The 23,900-nt window shown below is 47.9% G+C and carries 20 protein-coding genes; 14 read left to right on the top strand and 6 right to left on the bottom strand.

The genetic code is table 11. The annotated features are described in order from the left end of the window. Positions 1-185: 185 nt before the first annotated feature. The 4 genes from nrdR to fghA all read left to right on the top strand — a co-directional run bounded on the left by nrdR (position 186) and on the right by fghA (position 3,626). Positions 186-653, top strand: a complete 468-nt coding sequence (nrdR, locus tag QN395_RS19125) for a transcriptional regulator NrdR (RefSeq protein ID WP_322119903.1) — start codon at positions 186-188, stop codon at positions 651-653. 129 nt (positions 654-782) lie between these two features. Continuing rightward, entirely contained in the window at positions 783-1,496 is a 714-nt protein-coding gene (locus QN395_RS19120; protein WP_322119904.1) for a hypothetical protein, read from the top strand. 111 nt (positions 1,497-1,607) lie between these two features. Next, complete coding sequence (locus tag QN395_RS19115; protein WP_323492619.1) at positions 1,608-2,714, top strand: S-(hydroxymethyl)glutathione dehydrogenase/class III alcohol dehydrogenase; 1,107 nt, start codon at positions 1,608-1,610, stop codon at positions 2,712-2,714. A 51-nt stretch (positions 2,715-2,765) separates the two neighbouring features. Next, the gene (gene fghA, locus QN395_RS19110) at positions 2,766-3,626 is read left to right on the top strand and encodes an S-formylglutathione hydrolase (RefSeq protein ID WP_322119906.1); all 861 of its coding nucleotides are present in this window, start codon (positions 2,766-2,768) and stop codon (positions 3,624-3,626) included. Positions 3,627-3,730: 104 nt separating this feature from the next. Here the strand turns inward: fghA and QN395_RS19105 are convergent, their stop codons facing one another. After that, on the bottom strand, positions 3,731-5,359 hold the full coding sequence (locus tag QN395_RS19105) for a DUF853 domain-containing protein (protein ID WP_322119907.1): 1,629 nt from the start codon (positions 5,357-5,359) through the stop codon (positions 3,731-3,733). A 131-nt stretch (positions 5,360-5,490) separates the two neighbouring features. Here QN395_RS19105 and QN395_RS19100 point away from each other — a divergent pair, with 131 nt between their 5' ends. The 9 genes from QN395_RS19100 (at position 5,491) to QN395_RS19060 (ending at position 14,352) form a co-directional block, all read left to right on the top strand. Further along, positions 5,491-6,216 (top strand): YebC/PmpR family DNA-binding transcriptional regulator, encoded by a 726-nt coding sequence (locus QN395_RS19100; RefSeq protein ID WP_322119908.1) that lies wholly within the window; start codon positions 5,491-5,493, stop codon positions 6,214-6,216. A gap of 77 nt (positions 6,217-6,293) precedes the next feature. Beyond that, positions 6,294-7,568: a phosphoribosylamine--glycine ligase gene (gene purD, locus QN395_RS19095; protein WP_322119909.1), complete on the top strand. Its 1,275-nt coding sequence runs from the start codon at positions 6,294-6,296 to the stop codon at positions 7,566-7,568. 20 nt (positions 7,569-7,588) lie between these two features. Beyond that, positions 7,589-8,488, top strand: coding sequence for an oxygen-dependent coproporphyrinogen oxidase (gene hemF, locus QN395_RS19090; protein WP_322119910.1), 900 nt, complete (start codon positions 7,589-7,591; stop codon positions 8,486-8,488). Then, positions 8,489-9,331: a nicotinate (nicotinamide) nucleotide adenylyltransferase gene (gene nadD / locus QN395_RS19085; RefSeq protein WP_416352067.1), complete on the top strand. Its 843-nt coding sequence runs from the start codon at positions 8,489-8,491 to the stop codon at positions 9,329-9,331. Next, on the top strand, positions 9,331-10,065 hold the full coding sequence (gene rsfS / locus QN395_RS19080; protein WP_323492620.1) for a ribosome silencing factor: 735 nt from the start codon (positions 9,331-9,333) through the stop codon (positions 10,063-10,065). The genes nadD and rsfS overlap by 1 nt, the downstream gene beginning before the upstream one ends. Positions 10,066-10,366: 301 nt before the next feature. After that, positions 10,367-10,837 carry a 23S rRNA (pseudouridine(1915)-N(3))-methyltransferase RlmH gene (rlmH, locus tag QN395_RS19075; RefSeq protein WP_323492621.1) on the top strand — a complete coding sequence of 157 codons (471 nt, stop codon included), beginning with the start codon at positions 10,367-10,369 and terminating at the stop codon, positions 10,835-10,837. A 19-nt stretch (positions 10,838-10,856) separates the two neighbouring features. Then, entirely contained in the window at positions 10,857-11,501 is a 645-nt protein-coding gene (locus QN395_RS19070) for a Maf family protein (RefSeq protein WP_323492622.1), read from the top strand. Between the two features lie 35 nt (positions 11,502-11,536). Further along, complete coding sequence (rng, locus tag QN395_RS19065; protein ID WP_323492623.1) at positions 11,537-13,000, top strand: ribonuclease G; 1,464 nt, start codon at positions 11,537-11,539, stop codon at positions 12,998-13,000. A gap of 257 nt (positions 13,001-13,257) precedes the next feature. Continuing rightward, positions 13,258-14,352 (top strand): acyltransferase, encoded by a 1,095-nt coding sequence (locus QN395_RS19060; RefSeq protein ID WP_323492624.1) that lies wholly within the window; start codon positions 13,258-13,260, stop codon positions 14,350-14,352. 24 nt (positions 14,353-14,376) lie between these two features. Here QN395_RS19060 and waaF read toward each other — a convergent pair whose 3' ends face one another. The 4 genes from waaF to dnaE form a co-directional block, all read right to left on the bottom strand. Then, positions 14,377-15,408 (bottom strand): lipopolysaccharide heptosyltransferase II, encoded by a 1,032-nt coding sequence (gene waaF, locus QN395_RS19055; protein ID WP_323492625.1) that lies wholly within the window; start codon positions 15,406-15,408, stop codon positions 14,377-14,379. Positions 15,409-15,416: 8 nt separating this feature from the next. Further along, a complete protein-coding gene (msbA, locus tag QN395_RS19050) occupies positions 15,417-17,165 on the bottom strand; it encodes a lipid A export permease/ATP-binding protein MsbA (protein ID WP_323492626.1) in 1,749 nt (582 codons plus the stop codon). Positions 17,166-17,560: 395 nt separating this feature from the next. Continuing rightward, entirely contained in the window at positions 17,561-18,913 is a 1,353-nt protein-coding gene (locus tag QN395_RS19045) for an O-antigen ligase family protein (RefSeq protein ID WP_322119918.1), read from the bottom strand. Further along, complete coding sequence (gene dnaE / locus QN395_RS19040; protein WP_323492627.1) at positions 18,906-22,502, bottom strand: DNA polymerase III subunit alpha; 3,597 nt, start codon at positions 22,500-22,502, stop codon at positions 18,906-18,908. Before dnaE ends, QN395_RS19045 begins: the two co-directional genes overlap by 8 nt. A gap of 150 nt (positions 22,503-22,652) precedes the next feature. Here dnaE and QN395_RS19035 point away from each other — a divergent pair, with 150 nt between their 5' ends. After that, a complete protein-coding gene (locus QN395_RS19035; protein ID WP_323492628.1) occupies positions 22,653-23,585 on the top strand; it encodes a sulfurtransferase in 933 nt (310 codons plus the stop codon). Positions 23,586-23,714: 129 nt separating this feature from the next. Here the strand turns inward: QN395_RS19035 and QN395_RS19030 are convergent. Then, on the bottom strand, positions 23,715-23,900 hold a 186-nt coding region (locus tag QN395_RS19030), incomplete at its 5' end, for an ExbD/TolR family protein (RefSeq protein ID WP_323492745.1).

Genomic DNA, 23,900 nt, shown 5'->3' with positions numbered 1-23,900 from the left:
AACAAGAAAACCAATCGCAACAGTGGCCACACCCATGCTCGACTTTACTGGTTTGGGTATTTTGCAAGAAGCTCTACCTGTATATTTTAATCGTCCAGAGAAAGACTGGACAATCAGGCATTTTCTATAAAAATAATGGGGAGTATGTACTCTACGCTGCATTTTCTTCCCGACTTGGAGTCAGCATGAAATGTCCGTTCTGTCACCACGATGACACGCAAGTAATCGACACCCGCGTGCCGGATGACGGCAATACCATCCGCCGCCGCCGCCGTTGCGCCAATTGCGATAAACGCTTTACGACATACGAGCGAATCGAGCTGGCGATGCCTGTCATCGTCAAAAAGAATGGCAGTAGAACCGAATTTGAAACCGCCAAATTACGCGGCAGCCTGATGCTAGCCTTGCGCAAGCGTCCCGTATCGGCAGAAGCGGTGGACAATGCCATCCAGCGCATAGAAGAAAAACTCCTGGCCAGCGGTGAGCGCGAAGTCGTTTCTGGCCACGTCGGTGAACTGGTTATGCGCGAACTAAAACGTCTGGACAAAGTCGCCTACATCCGATTTGCCTCGGTGTATAAAAGTTTTGAAGACGTATCAGAATTTGCCGAAGCGATTCAAGAAATTGCACAAGAAAAAAAGCCAAAGAAATAGATCGCTAAACTGCTGGAAAAGTGGGTGCCGGGCGCTGCACTGCCGGGCTTTTTCAGCGTTCCGTCCTATGCCACATTGATATGAGACATCTGATAAACTCAGGGACTTTTCAGAACCTCGGGCAGACCAATGTCAATCGCATTTTTTATGACACACAGCGGCATCGATCAAGCACAATTACCGCTTGATTTTGCGACGCAAGTTTCCAGCTACCAAGAACAACTGCAGCAATTCATCAGATCAACTGAAAAAGACACGCAAGTCCAATGGCAATATCAAGTGCCAGAACTGGGCGAAGGCGGATCATGCTCTTTGTTTGATCAGCTATCCGCCACGCCCTACGATCTCGCCGCCAGCCTGGGCGGACAAACGTCTGACAATCTGCGGCTGTTGCAACGAGTGACTGCGCTGGTCAAGTTTTATCAGCAACACAGCGGCAGCCAGTGGTTTGGCGTATATCAAAAAAATGATCAGAAAATCGACCGAACAGATTCCGAATCAGATAGTAATGCAGTGTTAGTGAAACTCGCCTACTTTGGCGCCGCATCGCGTGCCGAATTTCCGCTCACGCCCGAATTTGCTGCCATCAGTAATAACAGCACCGTCGGCATCAGCGGCAAAGGCCGGATTATCAATAACGTCAGCGCCTATCTCGCAACCGGCGGCGAATATTACACCTGCGATCCTAAAGTGCAGGCAGAGGCATGCTTGCCGATCCTCGCAGCGGATGGTCGCGTACTGGGGATTATCGATTCCGAAGCATTCACACAGAATATTTTTAGCGGAGCAGAGCTTGCTTTACTTGTCGCAGTAGCTACCAGTTTATCTAGCATTCTTGGCTAAAATTGCTCTCAGCTTTAAGTCGTTCGTTACGCATCTACCCATTACGGCTTTACTCATTACAGTTCTACATATTACAGTTCACCCTACCTCCTATCACGACAAAGGACAGACATGAAAACCAAAGCAGCAGTCGCATGGCAAGCCGGCAAACCACTGACGATTGAAGAAGTTGAACTGGGAGGCCCCAGAGCTGGTGAAGTCTTAGTCGAAATCAAAGCCACTGGCATTTGCCACACCGATTACTACACCTTGTCTGGCGCTGATCCTGAGGGTATTTTCCCGGCGATTCTTGGGCATGAAGGCGCAGGCGTCGTGGTCGATGTCGGCCCCGACGTTAAGAGTTTGAAAAAAGATGATCATGTGATCCCGCTCTATACGCCTGAGTGCCGTGAATGCAAATTTTGCCTTTCACAAAAAACCAATCTTTGTCAGGCAATCCGCAGCACCCAAGGTCGCGGTCTGATGCCAGATGCGACTAGCCGTTTCTCATTAGATGGCAAGCCGCTGTATCACTACATGGGTACATCGACTTTCTCCAATTACATCGTAGTGCCAGAAATCGCTCTCGCAAAAATTCGTAAAGATGCTCCTTTCGACAAAGTCTGCTACATCGGTTGCGGCGTTACCACTGGCGTCGGCGCTGTGTTGTTTACAGCCAAAGTTGAGGCTGGAGCCAACGTAGTCGTCTTCGGTCTCGGCGGCATTGGCCTGAATGTGATTCAGGCAGCGCGTATGGTCGGCGCAAATAAAATTATCGGCGTTGATATCAATCCAAGTCGTGAAGCCATGGCGCGTAAATTTGGCATGACGCATTTCGTCAATCCAAAGGAATCCGGCAATGTCGTGGATGCGATTATCGGCCTGACTGACGGCGGCGCTGATTATAGTTTTGAATGCATCGGCAACACCACTACGATGCGCCAGTCCTTAGAATCCTGTCATAAAGGCTGGGGTCAATCGATCATCATCGGCGTTGCCGCAGCGGGACAAGAAATTAGTACACGTCCATTCCAGTTGGTCACTGGCCGGGTTTGGAAAGGATCTGCTTTCGGTGGTGCCCGTGGCCGCACCGACGTACCAAAAATCGTCGACTGGTACATGGAAGGCAAGCTCAACATCGACGACCTGATTACGCACAAGCTCCCATTAGAACGCATCAACGAAGGCTTTGACTTAATGAAGAGCGGAGAGTCGATTCGTTCTGTTGTCGAATTTTAAGCTAAATTATTCTGAGCAAACTAATTTAAGTGAACTGAAACAGGAGTCAAGATGACCGCGACCGCATTAGAAACAATCAGCGAGCACGCCTGTTACGGTGGCGTGCAAGGTTTTTATCGGCATGAGTCGAGTGAGATCGGATTGCCTATGCGGTTTTCGGTATTCCAGCCACCACAAGCCAAAGAGAGAGCAGTCCCGGTCTTATTCTATTTGGCGGGACTCACCTGCAATGAAGAAACCTTCATGATCAAAGCCGGTGCGCAAAGACTGGCGGCGGAACTAGGCATCATGTTAGTCGCGCCAGATACCAGCCCCCGCGGTGCCGAAGTACCAGGCGAAAGCGAAAGCTGGGATTTCGGTTTGGCGGCAGGATTTTATCTGGATGCCATAGAACTACCGTGGGAAAAACATTACCGCATGTATTCTTACGTAGTACATGAGTTACGCCAAAAAGTACTGAACAATTTTACTGCACGTGAAGATCGTATCGGCATCTTTGGTCACTCCATGGGCGGTCACGGTGCGCTGACGCTAGCCTTACGCAACCGTGACATCTACCGCTCGGTCTCTGCCTTCGCGCCGATCGTCGCGCCAACAAAATGTCCTTGGGGTCAAAAAGCATTTCGTGGCTATTTAGGATCAGATCAAAGTCACTGGCTGGATTACGATGCATCGATCTTGATGGCGAATACTGATACGCCGTTTCCAAACGGCATATTGATTGATCAGGGCTTAAGCGATAAATTTTTAGCGGAGCAATTACTGCCAGAAGAGTTTGAAATGGCGTGCAAAATGGCAAACCAGCCATTAACCCTGCGACGTCATGCAGGCTATGACCATGGCTACTACTTCATCACTAGTTTTATTGAAGATCACTTGCGGTTTCATGCCGGGACTTTGAACGCTGCATAAAGAAAAACCGTATTGAAGTACTAACTTCAATACGGTTTTTTCGATGACTGATTGCTAGATATCGGACATTCAAAATTCAGCAGTACGATATCATCAAAGTTTATTTATTTTTTCTTCAAAATAGAACCCAACACACCGCGAATAATTTCACGCCCAACCTGTGATCCTATCGTCCGCACGGCTGATTTGACCATCGTCTCTGCGACGTTATCACGACGGCGTATTCCACTGCTACCTCCCAGCAAATTACCAAACACGCTTTTCAGCGTGTCACCAATGCCGCCCTCTTCTTGGGGCTGCTGCGTTGGCGCTTGTCTTTGTGAAGGTATGCCTGGTGCAGAATCTTGCGCCGGGCGAGTTGACGCACTGGTACCAACATTGCCGCCAGAGTTGCCCCAGCCATCAATCATCCCGCCAGAATTACTAGGAGATGGCGCACTCTGCGCTTGCGCATTGGCGACTCTGCCTTTGAGTTTTTCATAAGCAGAATCACGGTCTATCGTCTTTTCGTATACGCCTGCGACAATCGAATTAGCGATAATCTGTTGACGCTCGTCTACCGAAATGGGACCGATCTGCGACGCTGGCGGCAATATAAATCCACGCTGTACGATATTCGGTCTACCTTTTTCATCAAGGAAAGAAATCAGCGCTTCACCAACACCGAGTTCACCGATGACTTGCGCGGTATTCAAATCCGGATTAGGACGGAAGGTTTCTGCCGCTGCTTGTACCGCTTTCTGATCGCGTGGAGTATATGCGCGTAAAGCGTGCTGGACGCGATTGCCGAGTTGTCCTAACACCGTATCGGGAATATCGAGCGGATTTTGCGTGACAAAATACACGCCTACACCTTTAGAACGGATCAGGCGTACAACCTGCTCAATTTTTTGCAGTAAAACTTTGGGAGCTTCGTCAAACAGTAAATGTGCTTCATCGAAAAAGAACACCATCTTTGGCTGATCCAGATCCCCGACTTCTGGCAAATGTTCATACAACTCAGATAGCATCCATAGCAAGAAAGTCGAATACAAACGCGGTGATTGAAGTAATTGGTCCGCCGCCAGAATATTAATAATGCCTTTACCGCTGGCATCGGTTTGCAGCATATCGTCCAGATTCAACATCGGTTCGCCAAAGAATTGCTCACCGCCCTGCTCAGAAATCGCCAGTAAGCCGCGTTGTATCGCACCTATGCTGGCAGCAGAAATATTGCCGTATTCGGTCTGAAACTCGCTGGCGTTATCGCCCAGATGCTGCAACATTGCGCGTAGGTCTTTGGTATCGAGCAGCAGCAAGCCATTGTCGTCAGCAATTTTAAAGGCGAGTTGTAATACGCCTTCTTGGGTTTCGTTCAGATTCAGCATGCGTCCTAACATCAGTGGACCGAGATCGGAGATCGTAGCGCGCACCGGATGCCCCTGCTTACCAAATACATCCCAAAAAGTGACAGGACAAGCTTGCCAGACAGGTGACTCAATGCCAATCTGTTCGCACCGTTGCTGCATCTTCGGACTGATTTGACCCGGATTTGCCATGCCAGACAGATCTCCTTTAACGTCGGCCATAAACACAGGTACGCCAATACTGGAAAAGGCCTGTGCCATTACTTGCAAGGTCACCGTCTTGCCAGTACCCGTGGCACCGGTAATACATCCGTGGCGATTCGCCCAATCAGACAATAAATATAGCTCTTGCGACGATGTTTTTGCGATCAGCAGTGGTTTGGACATGATTTAGGTCGTTCTATAGGGGGATTTGAATAAAATCACTATGTTAAAATGCCGGACTTCATTATAGAACCACAGCTGAGCGAATTTTCTCAGCATTTGGTAAACAATTGCCAATTCAAGAGAGAGCAATCATGGCAGGACATAGTAAATGGGCCAATATTAAGCACAAAAAAGCGGCCACTGACGCAAAACGCGGCAAAGTCTGGACGCGCTTAATCAAAGAAATTACGGTTGCATCGCGTATGGGCGGCGAAGACATCGCGTCCAATCCGCGCTTGCGTCTCGCGGTAGATAAAGCCGCTGATGCCAATATGCCGAAAGAGAATGTCACGCGCGCGATTCAACGCGGCAGCGGCACATTGGAAGGCGCAAATTACGAAGAAATCCGGTACGAGGGCTACGGCATTGGCGGTGCAGCGATCATTGTTGACTGTATGACCGATAACAAAGTACGTACCGTGGCTGAAGTACGCCATGCTTTCAGTAAATTTGGCGGCAATATGGGAACCGAAGGTTCGGTCGCATTTTTATTCACGCATTGTGGACAAATGTTATTTGCACCGGGCACCAATGAAGATGCTTTGATGGAAGCCGCTTTAGAGGCTGGTGCGGATGATGTGATTACCGATGACGAAGGCGGTATTGAAGTGTTGTGCCAGCCTTACGATATGTCCGGCATTAAAGATAGTTTAGAAAAATCAGGCTTTGTACCCGAGGTCGCAGAGGTGATTATGAAGCCAGGCACAGAGACTATTTTTGCTGGCGATGACGCGATCAAAATGCAAAAATTATTGGATGCGCTGGAAAATCTGGATGATGTGCAAGAAGTGTTCACCAATGCCATTATTGAAGAGTAATTTCGAAAAATAGCTTTGAAGACTAAGTTCGAAAACTAATTCTGGATTCAACTCAGAATATTAAATAGAAAACTGATATGAAAATTCTCGTCGTAGGCTCAGGTGGTCGTGAACATGCATTGGCGTGGAAACTCGCCCAATCCGAGCGTGTGCAAACAATCTTTGTCGCTCCGGGTAATGGCGGTACAGTGCAGGATTCCCGCCTGAAAAATATTGCCTTAACCGATTCCGTTGCCTTGGCTGATTTTGTCGAAAAAGAGCAAATCGGTTTGACCGTAGTTGGTCCGGAAGTACCGTTGGCAGCAGGTATCGTCAATGTATTCCGTGAACGCGGCCTAAAGATTTTTGGCCCGAGTAAAGAAGCAGCACAATTGGAAAGCTCTAAGGATTTTGCAAAATCCTTTATGCAACGTCATGCCATCCCGACCGCAGAATATAAAACCTTTTCTGACCTGGCTGCGGCGCATGAATATATCGCACAAAAAGGTGCGCCAATCGTCATCAAAGCCGACGGACTAGCTGCCGGTAAAGGCGTCGTCGTCGCGATGAGTCTGGAAGAAGCGCATGGCGCTGTCGATATGATGTTGTCCGACAACAAACTAGGCGACGCTGGCGCCCGTGTCGTGATTGAAGAATTTTTGGTAGGTGAAGAAGCGAGTTTCATCGTGATGGTTGATGGCAAAAATATCTTGCCGCTGGCAACAAGCCAGGATCACAAACGCTTGCTAGATAATGATGAAGGTCCGAATACTGGCGGTATGGGTGCGTACTCCCCTGCGCCTATCGTGACACCACAATTGCACGCCCGTGTGATGCGCGAGATCATCATCCCGACGGTACAAGGCATGGCCAAAGACGGTATTGTTTTCACTGGCTTTCTTTACGCTGGCTTGATGATTGATGATCACGGTAATCCTAAGACACTGGAATTTAACTGCCGCATGGGTGATCCAGAAACGCAGCCGATTATGGCGCGACTGAAAACCGATCTGGTGCATGTCATGGAGCACGCGGTCAACGGCACACTAGATACGGTAGAACTAGAGTGGGACAGACGCACGGCAATGGGCGTGGTAATGGCAGCGGCAGGCTATCCAGACGCACCGCGTAAAGGTGATGTGATTACAGGTATCCCTCCAGAAACGCCAGAGAGTATAACTTTTCATGCGGGAACGGCGCTGGCCGATGGCAAGCTGACAGCGACAGGTGGCCGCGTTCTCTGCGTCGTTGGTTTGGGTGATACGGTCAAGCTAGCGCAAAAACATGCTTATGAAGTAGTCGAAAAAATTCATTTCAATGGTGCGCAGTATCGCCGCGATATCGGCTGGCGCGCTATGAATAAAAAACATTAATCACGAGATAAACCAAACGCATGACTGATTCCAGCGCCGTAAAAACTTATCTGCTTGATCTGCAAACACGTATCGTGGCAGCAATGCAGCAGATTGATGGCAAGCAGTTCGTGACTGATAGCTGGGACAGACCAGAAGGTGGCGGCGGTATCTCACGCGTGATTGAAGAAGGCCATGTCTTTGAGCGCGGCGGGGTGAATTTCTCACATGTAATGGGTAGCAATTTACCGCCCTCTGCGGCAGCGCACCGGCCAGAACTGGCAGGTCGTAGATGGGAAGCGATGGGCGTGTCCTTGGTCATGCACCCGCGCAATCCTTATGCACCGACGGTACATATGAACGTGCGCTTTTTTACCACTTATGCCGAAGGTCAGCCTGACGTCTGGTGGTTTGGCGGCGGCATGGATTTAACACCGTATTATGGTTTTATCGAAGATGCGCAGCATTTTCACCAAAGCTGCAAAAATGCTGTCAGTCCGTTTGGCGCTGACTTGCATCCGCGTTTCAAGAAATGGTGTGACGAGTACTTTTACCTCAAGCATCGCAAAGAAGCACGCGGCGTCGGTGGTATTTTCTTTGATGATTTTAACCAACTGGATTTCGCCAGCAGCTTTGCAATGACACAAGAGGTAGGTAATGCCTTCGTACCTGCCTACAGCGCCATCCTTGAAAAGCGCAAGGATATGTCCTATGGTGAACGCGAGCGTGACTTTCAGGCTTACCGCCGTGGTCGCTATGTCGAATTTAATCTGGTGTTTGATCGCGGCACTCTATTTGGACTGCAATCGGGCGGCCGTACTGAATCGATACTGATGTCCATGCCACCGATCGTCAAATGGCGTTACGACTGGCAACCAGAAGACAACAGTCCTGAAGCAGCGCTGGCAAGAGACTTTTTGCCACATAAGGACTGGGTTTAAATGAATGTGAATTTGGATTCAGTCCCAGATTCATCGGATATGCTCAGTGAACAGACTCACGTGAAATGTGTTGTGGTATTGGGCGGTAGTTTTGATCCGGTGCATCTTGGGCATGTGGCACTGGCCCGACGTTTCGTGGATTTATTACAGCCACAAGAGCTGCGGATTATTCCTACCGGAAATCCCTGGCAGAAAAATGGCTTAACCGCCAACGCCGCGCAGCGATGTGCGATGTTGGAACTGGCGTTTGCAGACCAAGTTAATTGTCCGGTGGTGATTGATCGTCAGGAAATCCTAGCGGCAGAACGACAGCAAACTAATTACACCATCGATACCTTGCGGCATTTGCGCGCAGAGTACGGTGATACTACTTCAATCGTTTTTTTAATCGGTGCCGACCAGTTGCAGAATTTGTCTAGCTGGCACCAATGGCAACACTTGTTTGATCTGGCGCATATCTGCGCGGCCTCACGACCCGGCTTCCAACTGGATCAAACAAACTTGCTACAGGCAGCAGCAAAGGAAGCACAGCAGAAAGATACAGATATAAATACCGACATAGAAACACAGCAAGTTAATCAAGTAGTCAGTCAAGTCGTCAATCAAGCACTAAGCAAGTTCAGGCAAGCAGCGGCGACACCCGAACAGATTCGCACCACTCCCGCTGGGCTGACCTATCTGGCAGATGATCTGCAAGTGGATATTTCAGCCACCCAGATTCGAGAAGAACTGGAGCGTGGCGCAGCAAGCACCTTGGTCTCGGGGTTTGTTCCGGGGTTAGTCCCAATTAAGGTGCTAGACTATATACAACAACATCATTTATACGAAAATACGAAAAAATAATGGATATCAAAAAACTACAAGCCCTCGTCATTGACGCTCTGGAAGACGTCAAGGCACAAGACATTCAACTATTCGATACGATGCATCTGACCAGCCTGTTCGATCGCGTTGTGATCGCATCAGGTACTTCAAACCGACAGACCAAAGCCTTAGCGGCATCGGTACGCGACAAAGTTAAAGAAAACGGCGGCACCGTCGTCAGTATGGAAGGTGAAGGAACTGGTGAGTGGGTACTGGTCGATCTGGGCGATCTGATCGTCCACATCATGCAGCCCGCGATCCGTGCTTACTATCGTCTGGAAGAGTTATGGGGCGATAAAGAAATTAAATTTGGCGCGGCAAAACGCAGCACCAAACTAGCGACGGCATCGGTTGAAGAAGAAGACAAACCTAAACGCAGCCGTAGCAAAGCGGCACCCGTCGAAGTAACGCACGACATGATGGCAAGTCAGACTACCTTGGATGATGAGCCTAAAAAGCCAGCCCGCAAACCGCGTGCCACCAAAGCAGCGACGGATGATGTAGCCGCTACATCAACACTGAAACCAACTCGCAAACCAGCAACACGTAAAACTGCCACCGGTGCAGCAGCAACTGACGCAGCACCAAAAAAACGTGCTCCAAAAACACCAAGTGGTGCGCGCGTAAAAGTCGCGTCAACTAAAACATCGGTTGCTTCTGCTAAAAAAGCCGCTGATAAAAAAGCGACGACCCGCCTTAAAACTGCTGAGTAATTCTTTGTTAGTGCGGTGCTGATAAGTGCCTCAACTCAATGACTTTTAAGTGACTCCTGATTGGCTCCTGCACATAACAGGAGCCAATTTTTTTGTGCTGGCTAAAAATCATGGCATCCTGATGATGCTGGCTATGTCACGATGTGACATTGAGGAATATGAATATACTCCCCATTATTTTATATAAATATGCCTTATTGACCAAAGAATATATGGACGATTAAAATATACCTACCAGGAGTATATTTTATCTATATTTAATTTCTCCCTGTTTAATTACCACGCTTTTTTTACCAATCCTATGCAACTCATCATCGCCGCCGTCGGTCACAAAATGCCTGCCTGGATAGAGACGGGTTTTAACGAATACAGCAAGCGCATGCCTGCCGATTGTCGTATCGTGCTGAAAGAAATCAAACCGGTCGAGCGCTCCGGCAGCAAAACCGCCGAGACGGTCATGGCATTAGAACGCGCTAAAATTGAAGCTGCGCTCCCGAAAAATACACGCATCATTGCACTCGATGAGCGCGGCAAAGATCTAAGCAGCGTTGGCCTGTCGCAGCAACTCACGCAATGGCAACAAGCCGGTGGTGATGTAGCTTTTGTGATTGGTGGTGCAGACGGTCTGGATGCAGAATTTAAAGCGAAAGCCGATATGCTGATCCGCATTTCTAGCCTGACATTACCGCATGGCATGGTGCGCGTACTATTAGCCGAGCAGTTGTACCGCGCCTGGTCGATTACGCAAAATCATCCTTATCATCGGGTCTGACAAGATAAAAGGACACCCTATGCCCATCATCGACAACAAAATCTATCTTGCCTCCAAAAGTCCGCGACGTCGTGAGTTACTGCGCCAGGTTGGTATCGATTTTGATCTGCTCTTATTGCGTGATACCGCGCCACGCGGTCCCGATGTCACTGAAATCGTCTTGCCTGGCGAATTGCCCATGGATTACGTCAAACGCGTGACCCAGGAAAAAGCTCAAGTCGCCTGGAGCATCATGCAACAACGCAAATTAGCGCCGCGTCCGGTATTGGCGGCAGATACAACCGTGGTCATCCATGACCATATTCTTGGCAAGCCCGCAGATCAGGCTGAAGCCTGCGACATGTTACGTGCTTTATCGGGTCAAACTCATGCGGTGCTGACTAGCCTTGCGGTAGTTGGCATGCATGGGCATGGGCACGAGCACTGGCAAGAACACTGGCACATAACACAGCGCTCTGAAGTAACTTTTTCAGAGCTAAGCGAAGAACAAATTCTGGCCTATTGCATCACCGCAGAACCCTACGACAAAGCGGGCGGGTATGGTATCCAAGGTGCTGCGGCGCGCTTTATTTCCCACATCAGCGGCAGTTATTCTGGCATCATGGGACTGCCCTTATTTGAGACCGCCACGCTGCTACGTCAAGCTGGCATTCACATCCCCTAATTGCTTATTTATTGTATCGAATATTTTATTAAATTATGAGCGAAAATCTCCTCATCAACATCACCCCGCAAGAAACCCGTGTTGCTCTGATTTTTCAGGGTGCGGTGCAAGAACTTCATATTGAACGCACCCTGTCCCGCGGTCTGGTCGGCAATGTTTACCTCGGCAAAGTGGTACGTGTATTACCCGGTATGCAATCTGCATTTATCGATATTGGTTTAGAGCGTGCTGCGTTTTTACATGTCGCCGATATCTGGGATGCGCGCTCACAAGAGAGTGGCAATAATGCGCTGACACCGATAGAAAAGCTGCTGTATGACGGTCAATCCGTGACAGTACAAGTGATCAAAGATCCTATCGGTACCAAGGGTGCCAGACTTTCTACCCAAATCTCTATCGCTGGCCGCATGCTGGTATATCTACCGCAAGATTCACATATCGGCATTTCACAAAGAATAGAAAACGAAGCCGAGCGCGAAGCTCTGCGCGCCAAGGTATTAAGCTTGCAGCAGCCGGGCGAAAAAGGTGGCTTCATCGTACGCACCATGGCAGAAGATGCCTCGGATCAGGATCTGAAATCCGACGTCGACTATTTGCGTCGCACCTGGGCCAATATTACGCAAATGGCGAAGACCCAACCGCCAGCAACTTTATTGCACCAGGACTTAAATCTGGCGCAGCGCGTATTACGCGATTTCGTCAATGAAGAAACGGCTACGATACAGATTGACTCGCGTGAAAATTACCTGATGCTGCATGAATTTGGCACCACCTACACGCCCTCTGTTTTACCTAAACTACAGCACTATACCGGCGAGCGTCCGCTGTTTGATTTGTATGGCGTAGAGGAAGAAATTCAGCGTGCATTAGGACGCCGGGTCGATCTTAAATCGGGTGGTTATCTGATCATCGATCAAACTGAGGCCATGACCACCATCGACGTCAATACCGGCAGTTTTGTCGCTGGTCGTAACTTTGACGACACCATCTTTAAAACCAATCTGGAAGCGGCGCACGCAATTGCCCGTCAACTACGCCTGCGTAACCTCGGCGGCATCATCATTCTCGATATTATTGATATGGAGAATGAGGAACATAAAACCGCCGTACTGGCAGAATTGAACAAAGCCTTATCCCGCGACCGTACCAAATTATCGGTATCCAATTTCTCGGCCTTGGGCTTAGTGGAAGTCACCCGAAAACGTACACGAGAGTCTTTGGCACATATTTTGTGCGAACCCTGCCCAGCCTGTAGCGGCAAAGGTCAAGTCAAAACTGCCCGTACCATCTGCTACGAAATCCTGCGCGAACTGCTGCGTGAAGCCAAACAATTCAACCCGCGAGAATTCCGCGTGATGGCGTCGCAAGTCGTAGTTGATATGTTTTTAGAAGAAGAGTCGCAGCACTTAGCTATGCTAGGAGACTTCATCGGTAAGCCGATATCGCTGCAAGTAGAAAGCGTATTCCCACAGGAACAGTACGATATTATTTTGATGTAAAGGTCTCTGCTAGTCAGTAGCCAGTAGGGTGCACCATGAGCACCAATCAAGCCGAGGAAATAATTTGCGCTAGAAATGACGTTGCTTAAGTAAAGCGTCGCGCATGGCGCACCTTACTGAACTAAAGAATATAAAAGGGAACTGCTAAACTTAGAACGTCCAATCATTCTGCGGCATCTGGCGCATTTTAGGCTTGTAAGCCGCAGAATGATTGGACGTCTGATATTCAAATAAAAAATCTGCTGACAACATCACCTATGACAAATCGAGCTATCTGGGTTGACTATGCTAAAGCCATCGGCATTTTACTGGTGGTGTATGGTCATGTGGCCCGCGGTGTCTGGAATGCCGGAATCCCTTTTGATCAAGCTACCTACTCATTGATCGATAGTGTGATTTATAGCTTTCACATGCCATTGTTTTTCTTTTTATCGGGTCTATTTTTTAATGCCTCATTCCAAAAATACGGCGCTAAAAATCTGCTCATTGGTAAGCTGGAAACCATTGCCTATCCTTACGTAGTTTGGTCTCTACTGCAAGGCATGGTTGAAGTGTTTTTATCTAAATACACAAATGGCAAAGTCAGTATTGCAGAAGTGCTGGCTTTATTCTGGATGCCTCGTGCGCACTTTTGGTTTTTATATGTACTATTTTTGGTATTTATATTAGCGACCTTACTGCATCGTTTTCTTCAGTTGGACGTAGCGTCATCTAAATTGCGTCCCTTAGCCTTGGTATTGCTTATCACTTCTGCGCTGTACGTTGGTAATGGCAACGGCAACATGGTTGCGCCCTTCCCTATTGATTACCTTATGACTTACTTTGTGTTTTTTGTACTGGGCATACAATCCGAACAGCTTGCTGAGGTCATCACTACACGGCCTCTGCTATGGCTAACCACAAGTACGTGCGCATTTGTGGCAGCACAATGGGGTTTTCATCAAGGGCTAGGGTTGACGTATCTGCAGCAAGGACTGCTAAGTTTATTACTGGCGGTGATATCTATCGTCTTCATTTGTAGCATTGCTGTTTTTCTAGCCCAATTATCGCAACCTACGGCACAGGCTGGCTTACCACCATCACTAGCTTTGCTGTCATTCATCGGTTCATGCTCAATGACGATTTATCTGATGCATGTGCTGGTGGCAAGCGGCCTGCGGATAGTGCTAAGCAAATTATTGGGAGTGAGTAATTTAGCGGTACATTTGCTGCTTGGCTGCCTTGCAGGTATTGCGATACCGATCCTGATTGATCGCTTGAGTAAGCGATCGGCGTTCTCATCACTAGCGTATTTATTTTATCCGCCACGGAGATTGTCTCTCAAACCGGGTTCGGAAAATAAACCCGGCTAGATATCCGAGACTGCAATCTCAAGCTTACTCTATCCGCTCTACGATCTTCCAGACGCTATCACTGCTTAATTGCTGCATACAATTTTGATGGCCTAACGGACACTCACGCTGTTTACATGGCGAGCAGCTTAAGCGCAAGGACAGTGAATAAGCGATATCTGAAAATGGCGGCGCATGGTCAGGGTCCGTAGGCCCGTATAAGGCGATCACAGGACGATTTAATGCCGAGGCGATATGCAACAGGCCCGAGTCATTACTGACGATCGTAGCGGCGCTGGCGATCAGCGCAATAGCTTGATCCAAGCTGGTCTTGCCTGCCAGATGATGGACTTGTGGGCAAAGCTGGCGAATTTCTTCACACACCGCCTGATCTTTGGGTGAACCTAGCAAAACGATTTGGGTATCTGGCCGCATCTGTAAAATCTGTATTGCCAACTGCGCAAAATGGCTAGTCGGCCAGCGTTTTGCATTGCCAAATTCTGCGCCCGGTGCGAGAGCGATCACCGGCTTTTCTACCAACAAGCCAAGCTGCTCTAACACCTTGGCAATTTGCGCAGGTGCAACCGACAAGCTTGGACGTGGAATCGTTGTGACTACTGTACTCGCTGGCGCACTGGCTAATGCGGCATAAAACGGTACCATCGCGCACGGCGCAAGCGGATCGTCATGGTGCATAACATTGATCAGCCCGTAGCGACTCTCTCCTTTATAGCCGATCCGTTTCGGAATACCGGCCAGCCAGGGGATTAAAGCAAACTTCAAGGTATTCGGCAAAATATAGGCAGCAACATAAGCTCGCTGACGTAATTGTCGGGCATAGCGCCAGCGCTCACGCAATTGCAAAGAGCCATGTTTGAACGGTGTCTCCAGCACGCTATCGACTTCCGGCATGGCACGCAATACGGGCGCAACCCAAGCGGCTGCCAGTACATCAATAGCATGCTGTGGGTAGCGTTGATTTAAGAGCTGCAGCAAAGGCTGCGCCATGACTGCATCACCAATCCAGTTTGGGGCGATGACTAAGATGCGTGCCTTGCTGATTGGTTCTGCGTTCATATTGAGATTTATGCTGATGCCGTGAACTGCAGGCGATATAAATTAGCGTACACACCGTCTTTTGCCAGCAGCTCTGCGTGTGTCCCTATCTCGCTGATACTACCGTCGACTAACACGGCAATCCGGCTGGCGCGCTCGATCGTCGATAAACGATGTGCAATCACTAAAGTCGTCCTTCCTTGCATCAGCTCGTCCAATGCCGATTGCACTGCGCGCTCGGACTCAGAATCCAAGGCTGAAGTTGCCTCATCCAAAATCAGAATCGGCGCATCTTTATAGATCGCCCGGGCAATTGCTAAGCGTTGACGCTGGCCGCCGGATAAACGGCTACCGTTGTCACCAATCATGGTTTGCAGGCCCTCAGGCAATTCCTGCACAACATCATCCATATGTGCCGCAGTAACGGCAGCAGCAATCCGAGCCCTGTCTGGCTGCGCATCGCCATAGGCAATATTGGCGGCAACCGTATCATCAAACAAGACCACACTTTGGCTGACCATCGCGATTTGCGCGCGCAAACTGGTGAGTGAAATATGATTAAGCGAAACGCCATCCAAAAAAATATCTCCGCCAGTTGTTTGATAAAACCGTGGCACCAAATTCACCAGCGAGGTCTTACCTCCACCAGACATTCCCACCAAGGCCAAGGTCTCGCCAGGCTGGATGCTGAGATTGATATTTTTCAGGGCGATCTGCTCTTGGCCCGGGTAGCTAAAGTTCGTATTCACAAACTCCAGCTTGCCTTGGGCTCTGGCAGTTAATGCAGTGGCGCTAGGGCTGTCATTTTCTGGCACGGCGTCTATCATGGAGAACACCGATTCGGCTGCCGCCATACCACGTTGCAAGGGACCGTTAAGATCAGCCAGTCTTTTTAACGGCGCTAATAACAGCATCATCGCCATAATAAATTCAACAAAATTACCCACTGAAGTCTTGTTTTGGACAACCGCTAACATGACCACTACGGAGACTGCACAAGCCGCAAGTATTTGGGTAATTGGCGTGGTTGATGCGACTGCAATCGTGGTTTTCATCGCATAGCCACGCAGCTTTTCATTCTTTAGATCGAAGCGCTGCTGCTCATATTTTTGCCCGCCAAAAATACGGATCACCTGGCTAGCGCGAGTGGTTTCTTCAATGACCTGCGTCAGCTCGCCATTGACTTCTAACTGATCATGGTTAAGTTTGCGCAGTCGCTTACTGACCCTGCGTATCAGCAAGGCCATTGCAGGAATCAGGATCAAGGTAACCAAAGTCAATTTCCAATTAATCCACAGCAAATAGATGAACAATACCGCGACAGTAAATGAATCACGGAATAAAGTCGTGATCGATACTTTGACCATTTCTACGATTTGCTGCGCCTCAAACATGATGGTATTAATCACGCGTCCACTAGATTCTGTTTGATAAAAATTAATCGGCACACTTAAAATCCGGGCAAAAACTTGGGCGCGTAAATCGTTTAACTGACTAGCCGCGATCCATGACATGAAGTAGCTGGTAGTGAAGGTGCATAGTCCGCGCAAAATAAAAATACCGACGATGGCGGCGGGGATTTTCCATAATGGTAAATTGGTTTTTTCACCCTTAAAACCATGATCCAGCAGATATCCAAATACTCTTGGAAACATGGCCTCCGTCAAAGCCGTTAGCAACATCGTAATTACAGTAATCCATAACATGTTGCGGTGTGTGCGCATTGACGCCCATAAACGTCGAGAAATTTCTAGTGTCTGTTGATTGATAATTGCCATTATTTAATTTTTCATTGTCCATATTTTATGCGGCTTCCAGGGCATTTTTGCTCTGAGAGGCTTATATTGATTGGACGATCCTTTTCGTTTTTTTAATTAATTGACTATACGATGTCAGGCTTGTTGTGCTTATTTTTGCCTTCGCGCTCATTATTAGGACTTACGGAAAAATCAAAACCCCTCACCACAAAGGCACAAAGGCACAGAGGCACAGAGGAAGAACAAATGAAGACTAAGGCAGGATTTCGCTGTTCTCCTGATTTTCTCTGTGCCTCTGTGTCTCTGTGTTGAGAGGTCTTGATGTTTTATATTAAGCCCTCTGGTTCCGTGTGAATGGCAGCAAACAGCTTTCCGTTTTGCGTAAGCCCTCCTTATTAAGTCATACTTATTAAGTCCTACTTATTATTTTTGATGTTGCTTTCGTTATTACTTCTGATGTTACTTCTGCCTACCCCGGCCAGCGGAATGGCAAGCAAAATCATAAACGCCATACCAAAGACACCATCACGTAAGATCGCATTAAACATCCCGCCTATCATCATGGTCATTCCCAGCATCGCCAGCAACATGGCACGATCACTGTCATTCGGCGAGGCACGCATACGGTAGGCTACTTGCAATTGCGTACACCATATCCATAACAAAGCGGCAACACCCGCAATACCTAGCTCGGTAAAGTACAGCAGATAGTCATTATGAGGCGTGGTCATGGTGCCACTCCTCAGCGATTTGGCACGCTCCTGATAGAGTGGCATCCAATTGGCAATGCCGTGTCCTGTCCACGGTTGCTCGGCGATGATCTGACTGGTGACCTTGTATATCTCCAGGCGCATGCCGTCATCACCGACGCTTTTACCCTGACCAAAAGAATGTATCTGATGCACTGTGCACTCAGCCCTAGTGAGCAATATTTGCACAGGTGTGGTCTGTTGCATCTCATTCACCACACAGGTGGCAGGAGCAGGCAAATTAACAACGTATTGCCATGCGCCTGCGAATCCGGCTATCAGACATCCCAATATTGCAGCGCTGCGCCACGACCAACGCAAATTGCGGCATGCAATCATCAGGCAAAGCAAGACAAAAGTCACACTGGCAGTGCGAGTTTTTGCCAGCAGCATCAAGGCTGCAACGACATAAATCAATACGACTATTCTGACTAGCTTGTGATCTTTGCGCAGAAGTAATTCGTGCAACATCCAGGCAGAGGACAAGGCCAGCAAGACCCCTAGTAAGATCGATTTATTTCCTTCATACACAACATAACTACGGAACATGGTGTTGTTCGGCAAAACATGGAGAAAATTTAAATAATACAAAGTAGCCGCAAAAATCGCTCCGGCAAAAAATATTTTCAATGCTTTTTGTTGCCATACACCGGCGCCTACACTGAGAAACGGGAGCAAAAATAGATAGGTCTGGTAGTGAAAAAAACCAGACCAGAATTCGCCAGCGGGCCTGTTGTGTATCAGCGCAATCACAATACTGACAGCACTTAGCGTTAGCACTGGCCACAACATAGGACTAGCACGAACAACTTGTAACTTTTGAGAAAAATTTCCTGACACGAGCAAGCTGATATAAAACAATAAAACGCCGAGATACATCACACCGACTGGAAAAAATAAAGTCAGTGGAAGACAGGCTAATATTTGTTGCGGCATTGCTAAGCGCCACCCAGAAGATGACTCAGTAATGTCCATAGTAATCGCTGGTTCGATATGAGAATTAGATAGTTGATCAGGCATATTCAATCTGCACTTTGTCCGGCGATAACCACTCACCTAATTTTTGTCGTAAATGATCGTCTGGACTGACTCGCCATTGATCAGATAAATATAATTCGGCACATGACTCTTTATTTCGATAGCGGATCAAAACCGGGCAGCCCGCTGGATTAAGACTAGGTTTGAGTATGTCTTGTAATTTCTTCAGATCAGCACCTGCGTCTAATGACAAACATAAGCCTTGCGAAAACTCTACACGCGCCCTGCCGATATCCATCACTTTTTCAGCAGTGATTCTAAGTCCACCAGAGAATCTATCTTCTGATACTTTACCGAATACAGCTAAGAACTCATCTTCTTTAAATAAGTTTTTACACTCATCCAACATTTCGCTATAAACCGTTACATCGACGGTGGCAGTGCCATCATCTAAGGTGACGATTAATATCTTGCCGCGTTGTGTCATCTGGGTACGCAAAGCAGCTATCACACCGCCAATCAAACGCAAATCGCGTGAAGGTTCCAACTTCAACAAAGTGGTTTTGATAAACTGCCGAACCTCCGGTGCATAGGCATCAAACAAATGACCAGACAGATAAAAGCCAAGTGCTAATTTCTCTTCCATCAAGCGCTGCTTATCAGACCAATGCTCCGCCTTGACATACTCTGGTGGCGGTATCATGTCTTCATGATCGCCAAATAAACTCACCTGATTAATCTCGGCTTCTGCCTGTTCTGCAGCTTCCATTGCCAGCGGCACGGTCGCTAATAAAACTGCACGATCTTTGCCCAGACTGTCCATTGCACCAGCGCGTATCAATGATTCAAACGTACGGCGATTCACTTGGCGTTTGTCTACACGCTTGGCAAAGTCAAACAAACTGACAAAGGGTCCGCCAGCAGTGCGGGCGGCAACAATGCTTTCAATCGCGTTTTGTCCTGAGCCTTTTACAGCACCCAGACCGTAGCGAATCTGCATTGCTTTTTTACCCGGCTCACCAACAGGAATAAAGCGATAATCTGATTGGTTAATATTTGGCGGCAGCAAAGTCAATTTGCAGACATCCAGCGTATCTTCCACCAAAATTTTAATCTTGTCGGTGTCATCCATTGCCAGCGACAAGTTGGCTGCCATAAACGCGGCAGGATGATGTGCTTTGAGATAAGCCGTGTGATAAGACAACAAGGCATAAGCCGCAGCATGAGATTTGTTAAATCCGTAGCCGGCAAACTTTTCCATCAAATCGAAAATCTCGTCGGCTTTGGATTGCGGCAAACCGTCTTTAGCGGCACCATCACGGAAAATCTGACGATGCTCCGCCATTTCTTCCGCTTTCTTTTTACCCATCGCGCGACGCAACAAATCGGCGCCACCGAGTGAGTAACCGCCGACGACCTGCGCCATCTGCATTACCTGCTCTTGATACACCATGATGCCGTAGGTTTCGGACAAAATGCCTTCGGTACGCGGATCAGGATAATCAAACTTCTCACCATGCTTACGCTTACAAAAATCAGGAATAAGGTCCATAGGACCAGGGCGGTATAAAGCCACCAGAGCGATAATGTCTTCAAACCGATCCGGACGCGCATCCTTTAACATGCCTTGCATGCCACGGCTTTCTAGCTGGAATACGGCAACAGTTTTCGCTTTGGTTAATAACTCATAAGACGGTCTGTCATTCAGTGGCAATTTAGCCAGATCAAAATCGGCCATCGCTGGGTCTAACATTTTGATGTAGCGAACGGCACGATCCAAAATCGTCAGTGTAGTCAAACCTAAAAAGTCGAACTTCACCAGGCCAACAGCTTCGACATCATCTTTGTCGTATTGCGATACCACACCAGAATCGCCACCTTGCGTGTACAAAGGGCAAAAATCTGTGAGCTTGCCAGGAGCAATTAAAACACCACCGGCATGCATACCAATATTGCGGGTAATACCTTCGACTTGTTGTGCCAGATCGAGCAGTGTTTTGACTTCTTCTTCGTTTTCCTGCCGCTCGGCCAGCATTGGCTCTTCAATAATCGCCTCGGCAATGGTGACTTGTTTGCCAGGTTTAAACGGGATCAGTTTTGAAATGCCATCGCAAAACATATAGCCAAAATCGAGTACACGACCAACGTCACGGATTGCACCTTTTGCGGCCATGGTGCCGAAGGTTGCGATCTGCGATACCGCCTCTTTTCCATATCGATCTTTCACATATTGAATGACGCGATCACGCCCTTCTTGGCAAAAATCAATATCAAAATCGGGCATCGATACCCGTTCTGGATTTAAGAAACGCTCGAACAGCAAATTGTATTCAAGTGGATCCAGATCGGTAATCAACAAGGAATACGCGACCAATGAACCAGCACCTGATCCACGGCCTGGACCAACTGGTACGCCATTATTTTTTGCCCATTGAATAAAGTCGGCAACAATCAAGAAATACCCCGGGAAGCCCATCTTGATAATCGTATCAGTCTCAAACTTCAGGCGAGATTCGTAGCGTTCTCTTTGTAACTCGCGCTTTTCCACATCGGGATAAAGTTGCGCCAGTCTTACCTCTAATCCTTTTTCAACCTCTGCGACCAAAAAATCATTGATCGTCATGCCATCCGGCGTAGGGAAATCTGGCAACTTTGGCTTACCTAATTCCAAAGTCAAATTACAGCGTTTGGCGATCTCAACTGCATTCTGTAAGGCACCCGGCAGATCGGCAAATAACTCAAGCATTTCGGCCTGCGTTTTAAAGCATTGCTGATCATTAAAGCGGCGCACGCGACGAGCATTGGCCAACATATCACCCTCTGCGATACAGGTACGCGCCTCATGGGCAACAAAGTCTTCTTTGTTGATGAACTGAATAGGATGAGTGGCAACAACTGGCAAGCGTAATTTAGTTGCTAATGCAAGCGCTTGACGTACATGCGCCTCCATATTCGGCTGCCCTGCACGCTGAATTTCAATATAAAAGTGATTAGGGAAAATAGTCGCCCAACGTTGAGCGTTGGCTTCAGCCGCATCTAAATTACCATTATCAATCGCGATGCCAACATCGCCAAAATGAGCGCCGGATAGAACGATTAAGCCTGGTTGCTCACCTGTTTTCTGATCTGCTTCAAATAATGCCTGCAACCATTCAAAACGAATTTCTGCACGGCCACGATGTTGATTGCTCAACCAAGCTTGCGCTAACAACTCGCATAACTGCAAATATCCCTTACGATTTTTTACCAGCAACAACAAGCGCGATGGTTTATCCCGGTCTGCATCATTCGTAATCCATGTATCGCAACCTGCAATCGGTTTAATACCTTTACTGCGAGCACCTTTGTAAAACTTGACCATCGCGAACAAGTTAGCTAAATCAGTGATCGCTAATGCAGGCTGCTTGTCTTTGAGCGCCGCTTTGAGGACATCATCAATACGCACCAAGCCATCGACAATCGAATATTCCGAATGCAAACGTAAATGTACAAATTGAGGAAAAGTGTCTTGATATGAGGCTGATGCTGGGGCTAATGTTGTAGCGGGTGTAGCAATCAACACGGCAGCGGAATCAACAGTTGCAGCAATAGCAAGGCTTGAATCTTGGGGAAGAGTTAGTTCATTAGTCATTCCCGTATTTTACCGTGCTGGCGAAGGGAAAACGATTTCTGTGCAGTCAAAATCAGGGTTTGGTTTTCTAGTTTTAATGAGCAAAACTGGAAAATCACTAGCAGAAAAGTTTATAATGCTGCCAAATCAATGACTTACTGAAACTATTCCATGTCGTCTGCAACTTCTACTTTGGCAAGTCCTAATTCGCCTGACCTGCCTTACGTTAACATCTCGGCTTATAAATTTATTACCTTTAGCGATACTGCTGAAAAACGTCCAGAATTTATCGCTAAATGCCAGGAACTCAAGCTCAAAGGTACCGTTTTATTGACACCAGAAGGTATCAATATGTTCTTGGCGGGCTTGCGCCATGAGATTGATGCCTACATGGACTGGCTACGTACTGATCCGCGCTTTGCCGATATTGTGGCAAAGGAAAGCCTCTCTGCGACGCAGCCGTTCACCAAATTATTAATCAAGCTAAAAGCAGAAATCATCACAATGCGCATGCCGCTGATTAAGCCAGAACTTGGTCGCGCCCCAGCGGTGGATGCGCAGACACTTAAACGCTGGCTAGACCAAGGCCATGACGATCAAGGCAAAACCGTCGTAATGGTTGATACCCGCAACGACTTTGAAGTAGATGTCGGTAGTTTCGATAATACAATTAATTATCGTATTACAAAGTTTACTGAATTCCCGGCGGTGATTGAAGCAAATCGTGATGCATTCAACGACAAGACTGTCGTTACCTTTTGCACAGGTGGAATTCGCTGCGAAAAAGCCGCTATTCACATGCAAAATGTAGGATTTGATAATGTCTATCAGCTTGAAGGTGGCATTTTGAAATATTTTGAAGAAGTTGGTGGCGCGCATTATCACGGCGACTGCTTTGTCTTCGATTATAGAACTGCACTTAATCCACAGTTAGAAGCGACAGATACCGAACAATGCTATGCATGCCGAGCCGTGGTAAAACCACGAGAGCAGCTTTCCTCATGGTATGTGCCGGGAAAGTCATGTCCTCATTGCAAAAAATTAGAGATCACCAGTATCGCGCCCGAAGCTGGATCGGAACAGGCAGAGCAAGTTTCAAAATAATATTACCAGGCTAGCGATAGGCCATAAAGTCATATCAGTAGTCGTAAAAAAGGCTCCAATTGGAGCCTTTTTTATTTGATCTAGCTTTAAGCTGTCATCAAAGTGATTTTTCGAGCAATTTTTAACGCATCACTTCAAGAACTGCTCATTACCAACCATACCGATCTTATTGACGCCCAGTCGTTGCGCCTCGGCCATCACATGTGCCACCGCTTTGTACGGTACCAGCTTGTTCGGGCGTAAGTGCACTTCCGGTTGATTCGGCGTGGCCGCCACTGCCGTCAGTTTGGATTCCAACTCGGCATTGTTCTGAAT

Source organism: Undibacterium sp. RTI2.2 (assembly GCF_035018705.1).
Classification (GTDB): Bacteria; Pseudomonadota; Gammaproteobacteria; order Burkholderiales; family Burkholderiaceae_D; genus Undibacterium.
The sequence above is the reverse complement of the archived record's forward strand: the minus strand, read 5'-3'. Positions and strand labels throughout refer to the sequence as shown.

What these genes read in the sequence shown, in the direction of transcription:
- nrdR (WP_322119903.1), top strand. Translation starts at nt 186, where the DNA reads ATGAAATGTCCGTTCTGTCACCACGATGACACGCAAGTAATCGACACC.
- QN395_RS19120 (WP_322119904.1), top strand. Translation starts at nt 783, where the DNA reads ATGTCAATCGCATTTTTTATGACACACAGCGGCATCGATCAAGCACAA.
- QN395_RS19115 (WP_323492619.1), top strand. Translation starts at nt 1,608, where the DNA reads ATGAAAACCAAAGCAGCAGTCGCATGGCAAGCCGGCAAACCACTGACG.
- fghA (WP_322119906.1), top strand. Translation starts at nt 2,766, where the DNA reads ATGACCGCGACCGCATTAGAAACAATCAGCGAGCACGCCTGTTACGGT.
- QN395_RS19105 (WP_322119907.1), bottom strand. Translation starts at nt 5,359, where the DNA reads ATGTCCAAACCACTGCTGATCGCAAAAACATCGTCGCAAGAGCTATAT.
- QN395_RS19100 (WP_322119908.1), top strand. Translation starts at nt 5,491, where the DNA reads ATGGCAGGACATAGTAAATGGGCCAATATTAAGCACAAAAAAGCGGCC.
- purD (WP_322119909.1), top strand. Translation starts at nt 6,294, where the DNA reads ATGAAAATTCTCGTCGTAGGCTCAGGTGGTCGTGAACATGCATTGGCG.
- hemF (WP_322119910.1), top strand. Translation starts at nt 7,589, where the DNA reads ATGACTGATTCCAGCGCCGTAAAAACTTATCTGCTTGATCTGCAAACA.
- nadD (WP_416352067.1), top strand. Translation starts at nt 8,489, where the DNA reads ATGAATGTGAATTTGGATTCAGTCCCAGATTCATCGGATATGCTCAGT.
- rsfS (WP_323492620.1), top strand. Translation starts at nt 9,331, where the DNA reads ATGGATATCAAAAAACTACAAGCCCTCGTCATTGACGCTCTGGAAGAC.
- rlmH (WP_323492621.1), top strand. Translation starts at nt 10,367, where the DNA reads ATGCAACTCATCATCGCCGCCGTCGGTCACAAAATGCCTGCCTGGATA.
- QN395_RS19070 (WP_323492622.1), top strand. Translation starts at nt 10,857, where the DNA reads ATGCCCATCATCGACAACAAAATCTATCTTGCCTCCAAAAGTCCGCGA.
- rng (WP_323492623.1), top strand. Translation starts at nt 11,537, where the DNA reads ATGAGCGAAAATCTCCTCATCAACATCACCCCGCAAGAAACCCGTGTT.
- QN395_RS19060 (WP_323492624.1), top strand. Translation starts at nt 13,258, where the DNA reads ATGACAAATCGAGCTATCTGGGTTGACTATGCTAAAGCCATCGGCATT.
- waaF (WP_323492625.1), bottom strand. Translation starts at nt 15,408, where the DNA reads ATGAACGCAGAACCAATCAGCAAGGCACGCATCTTAGTCATCGCCCCA.
- msbA (WP_323492626.1), bottom strand. Translation starts at nt 17,165, where the DNA reads ATGGCAATTATCAATCAACAGACACTAGAAATTTCTCGACGTTTATGG.
- QN395_RS19045 (WP_322119918.1), bottom strand. Translation starts at nt 18,913, where the DNA reads ATGCCTGATCAACTATCTAATTCTCATATCGAACCAGCGATTACTATG.
- dnaE (WP_323492627.1), bottom strand. Translation starts at nt 22,502, where the DNA reads ATGACTAATGAACTAACTCTTCCCCAAGATTCAAGCCTTGCTATTGCT.
- QN395_RS19035 (WP_323492628.1), top strand. Translation starts at nt 22,653, where the DNA reads ATGTCGTCTGCAACTTCTACTTTGGCAAGTCCTAATTCGCCTGACCTG.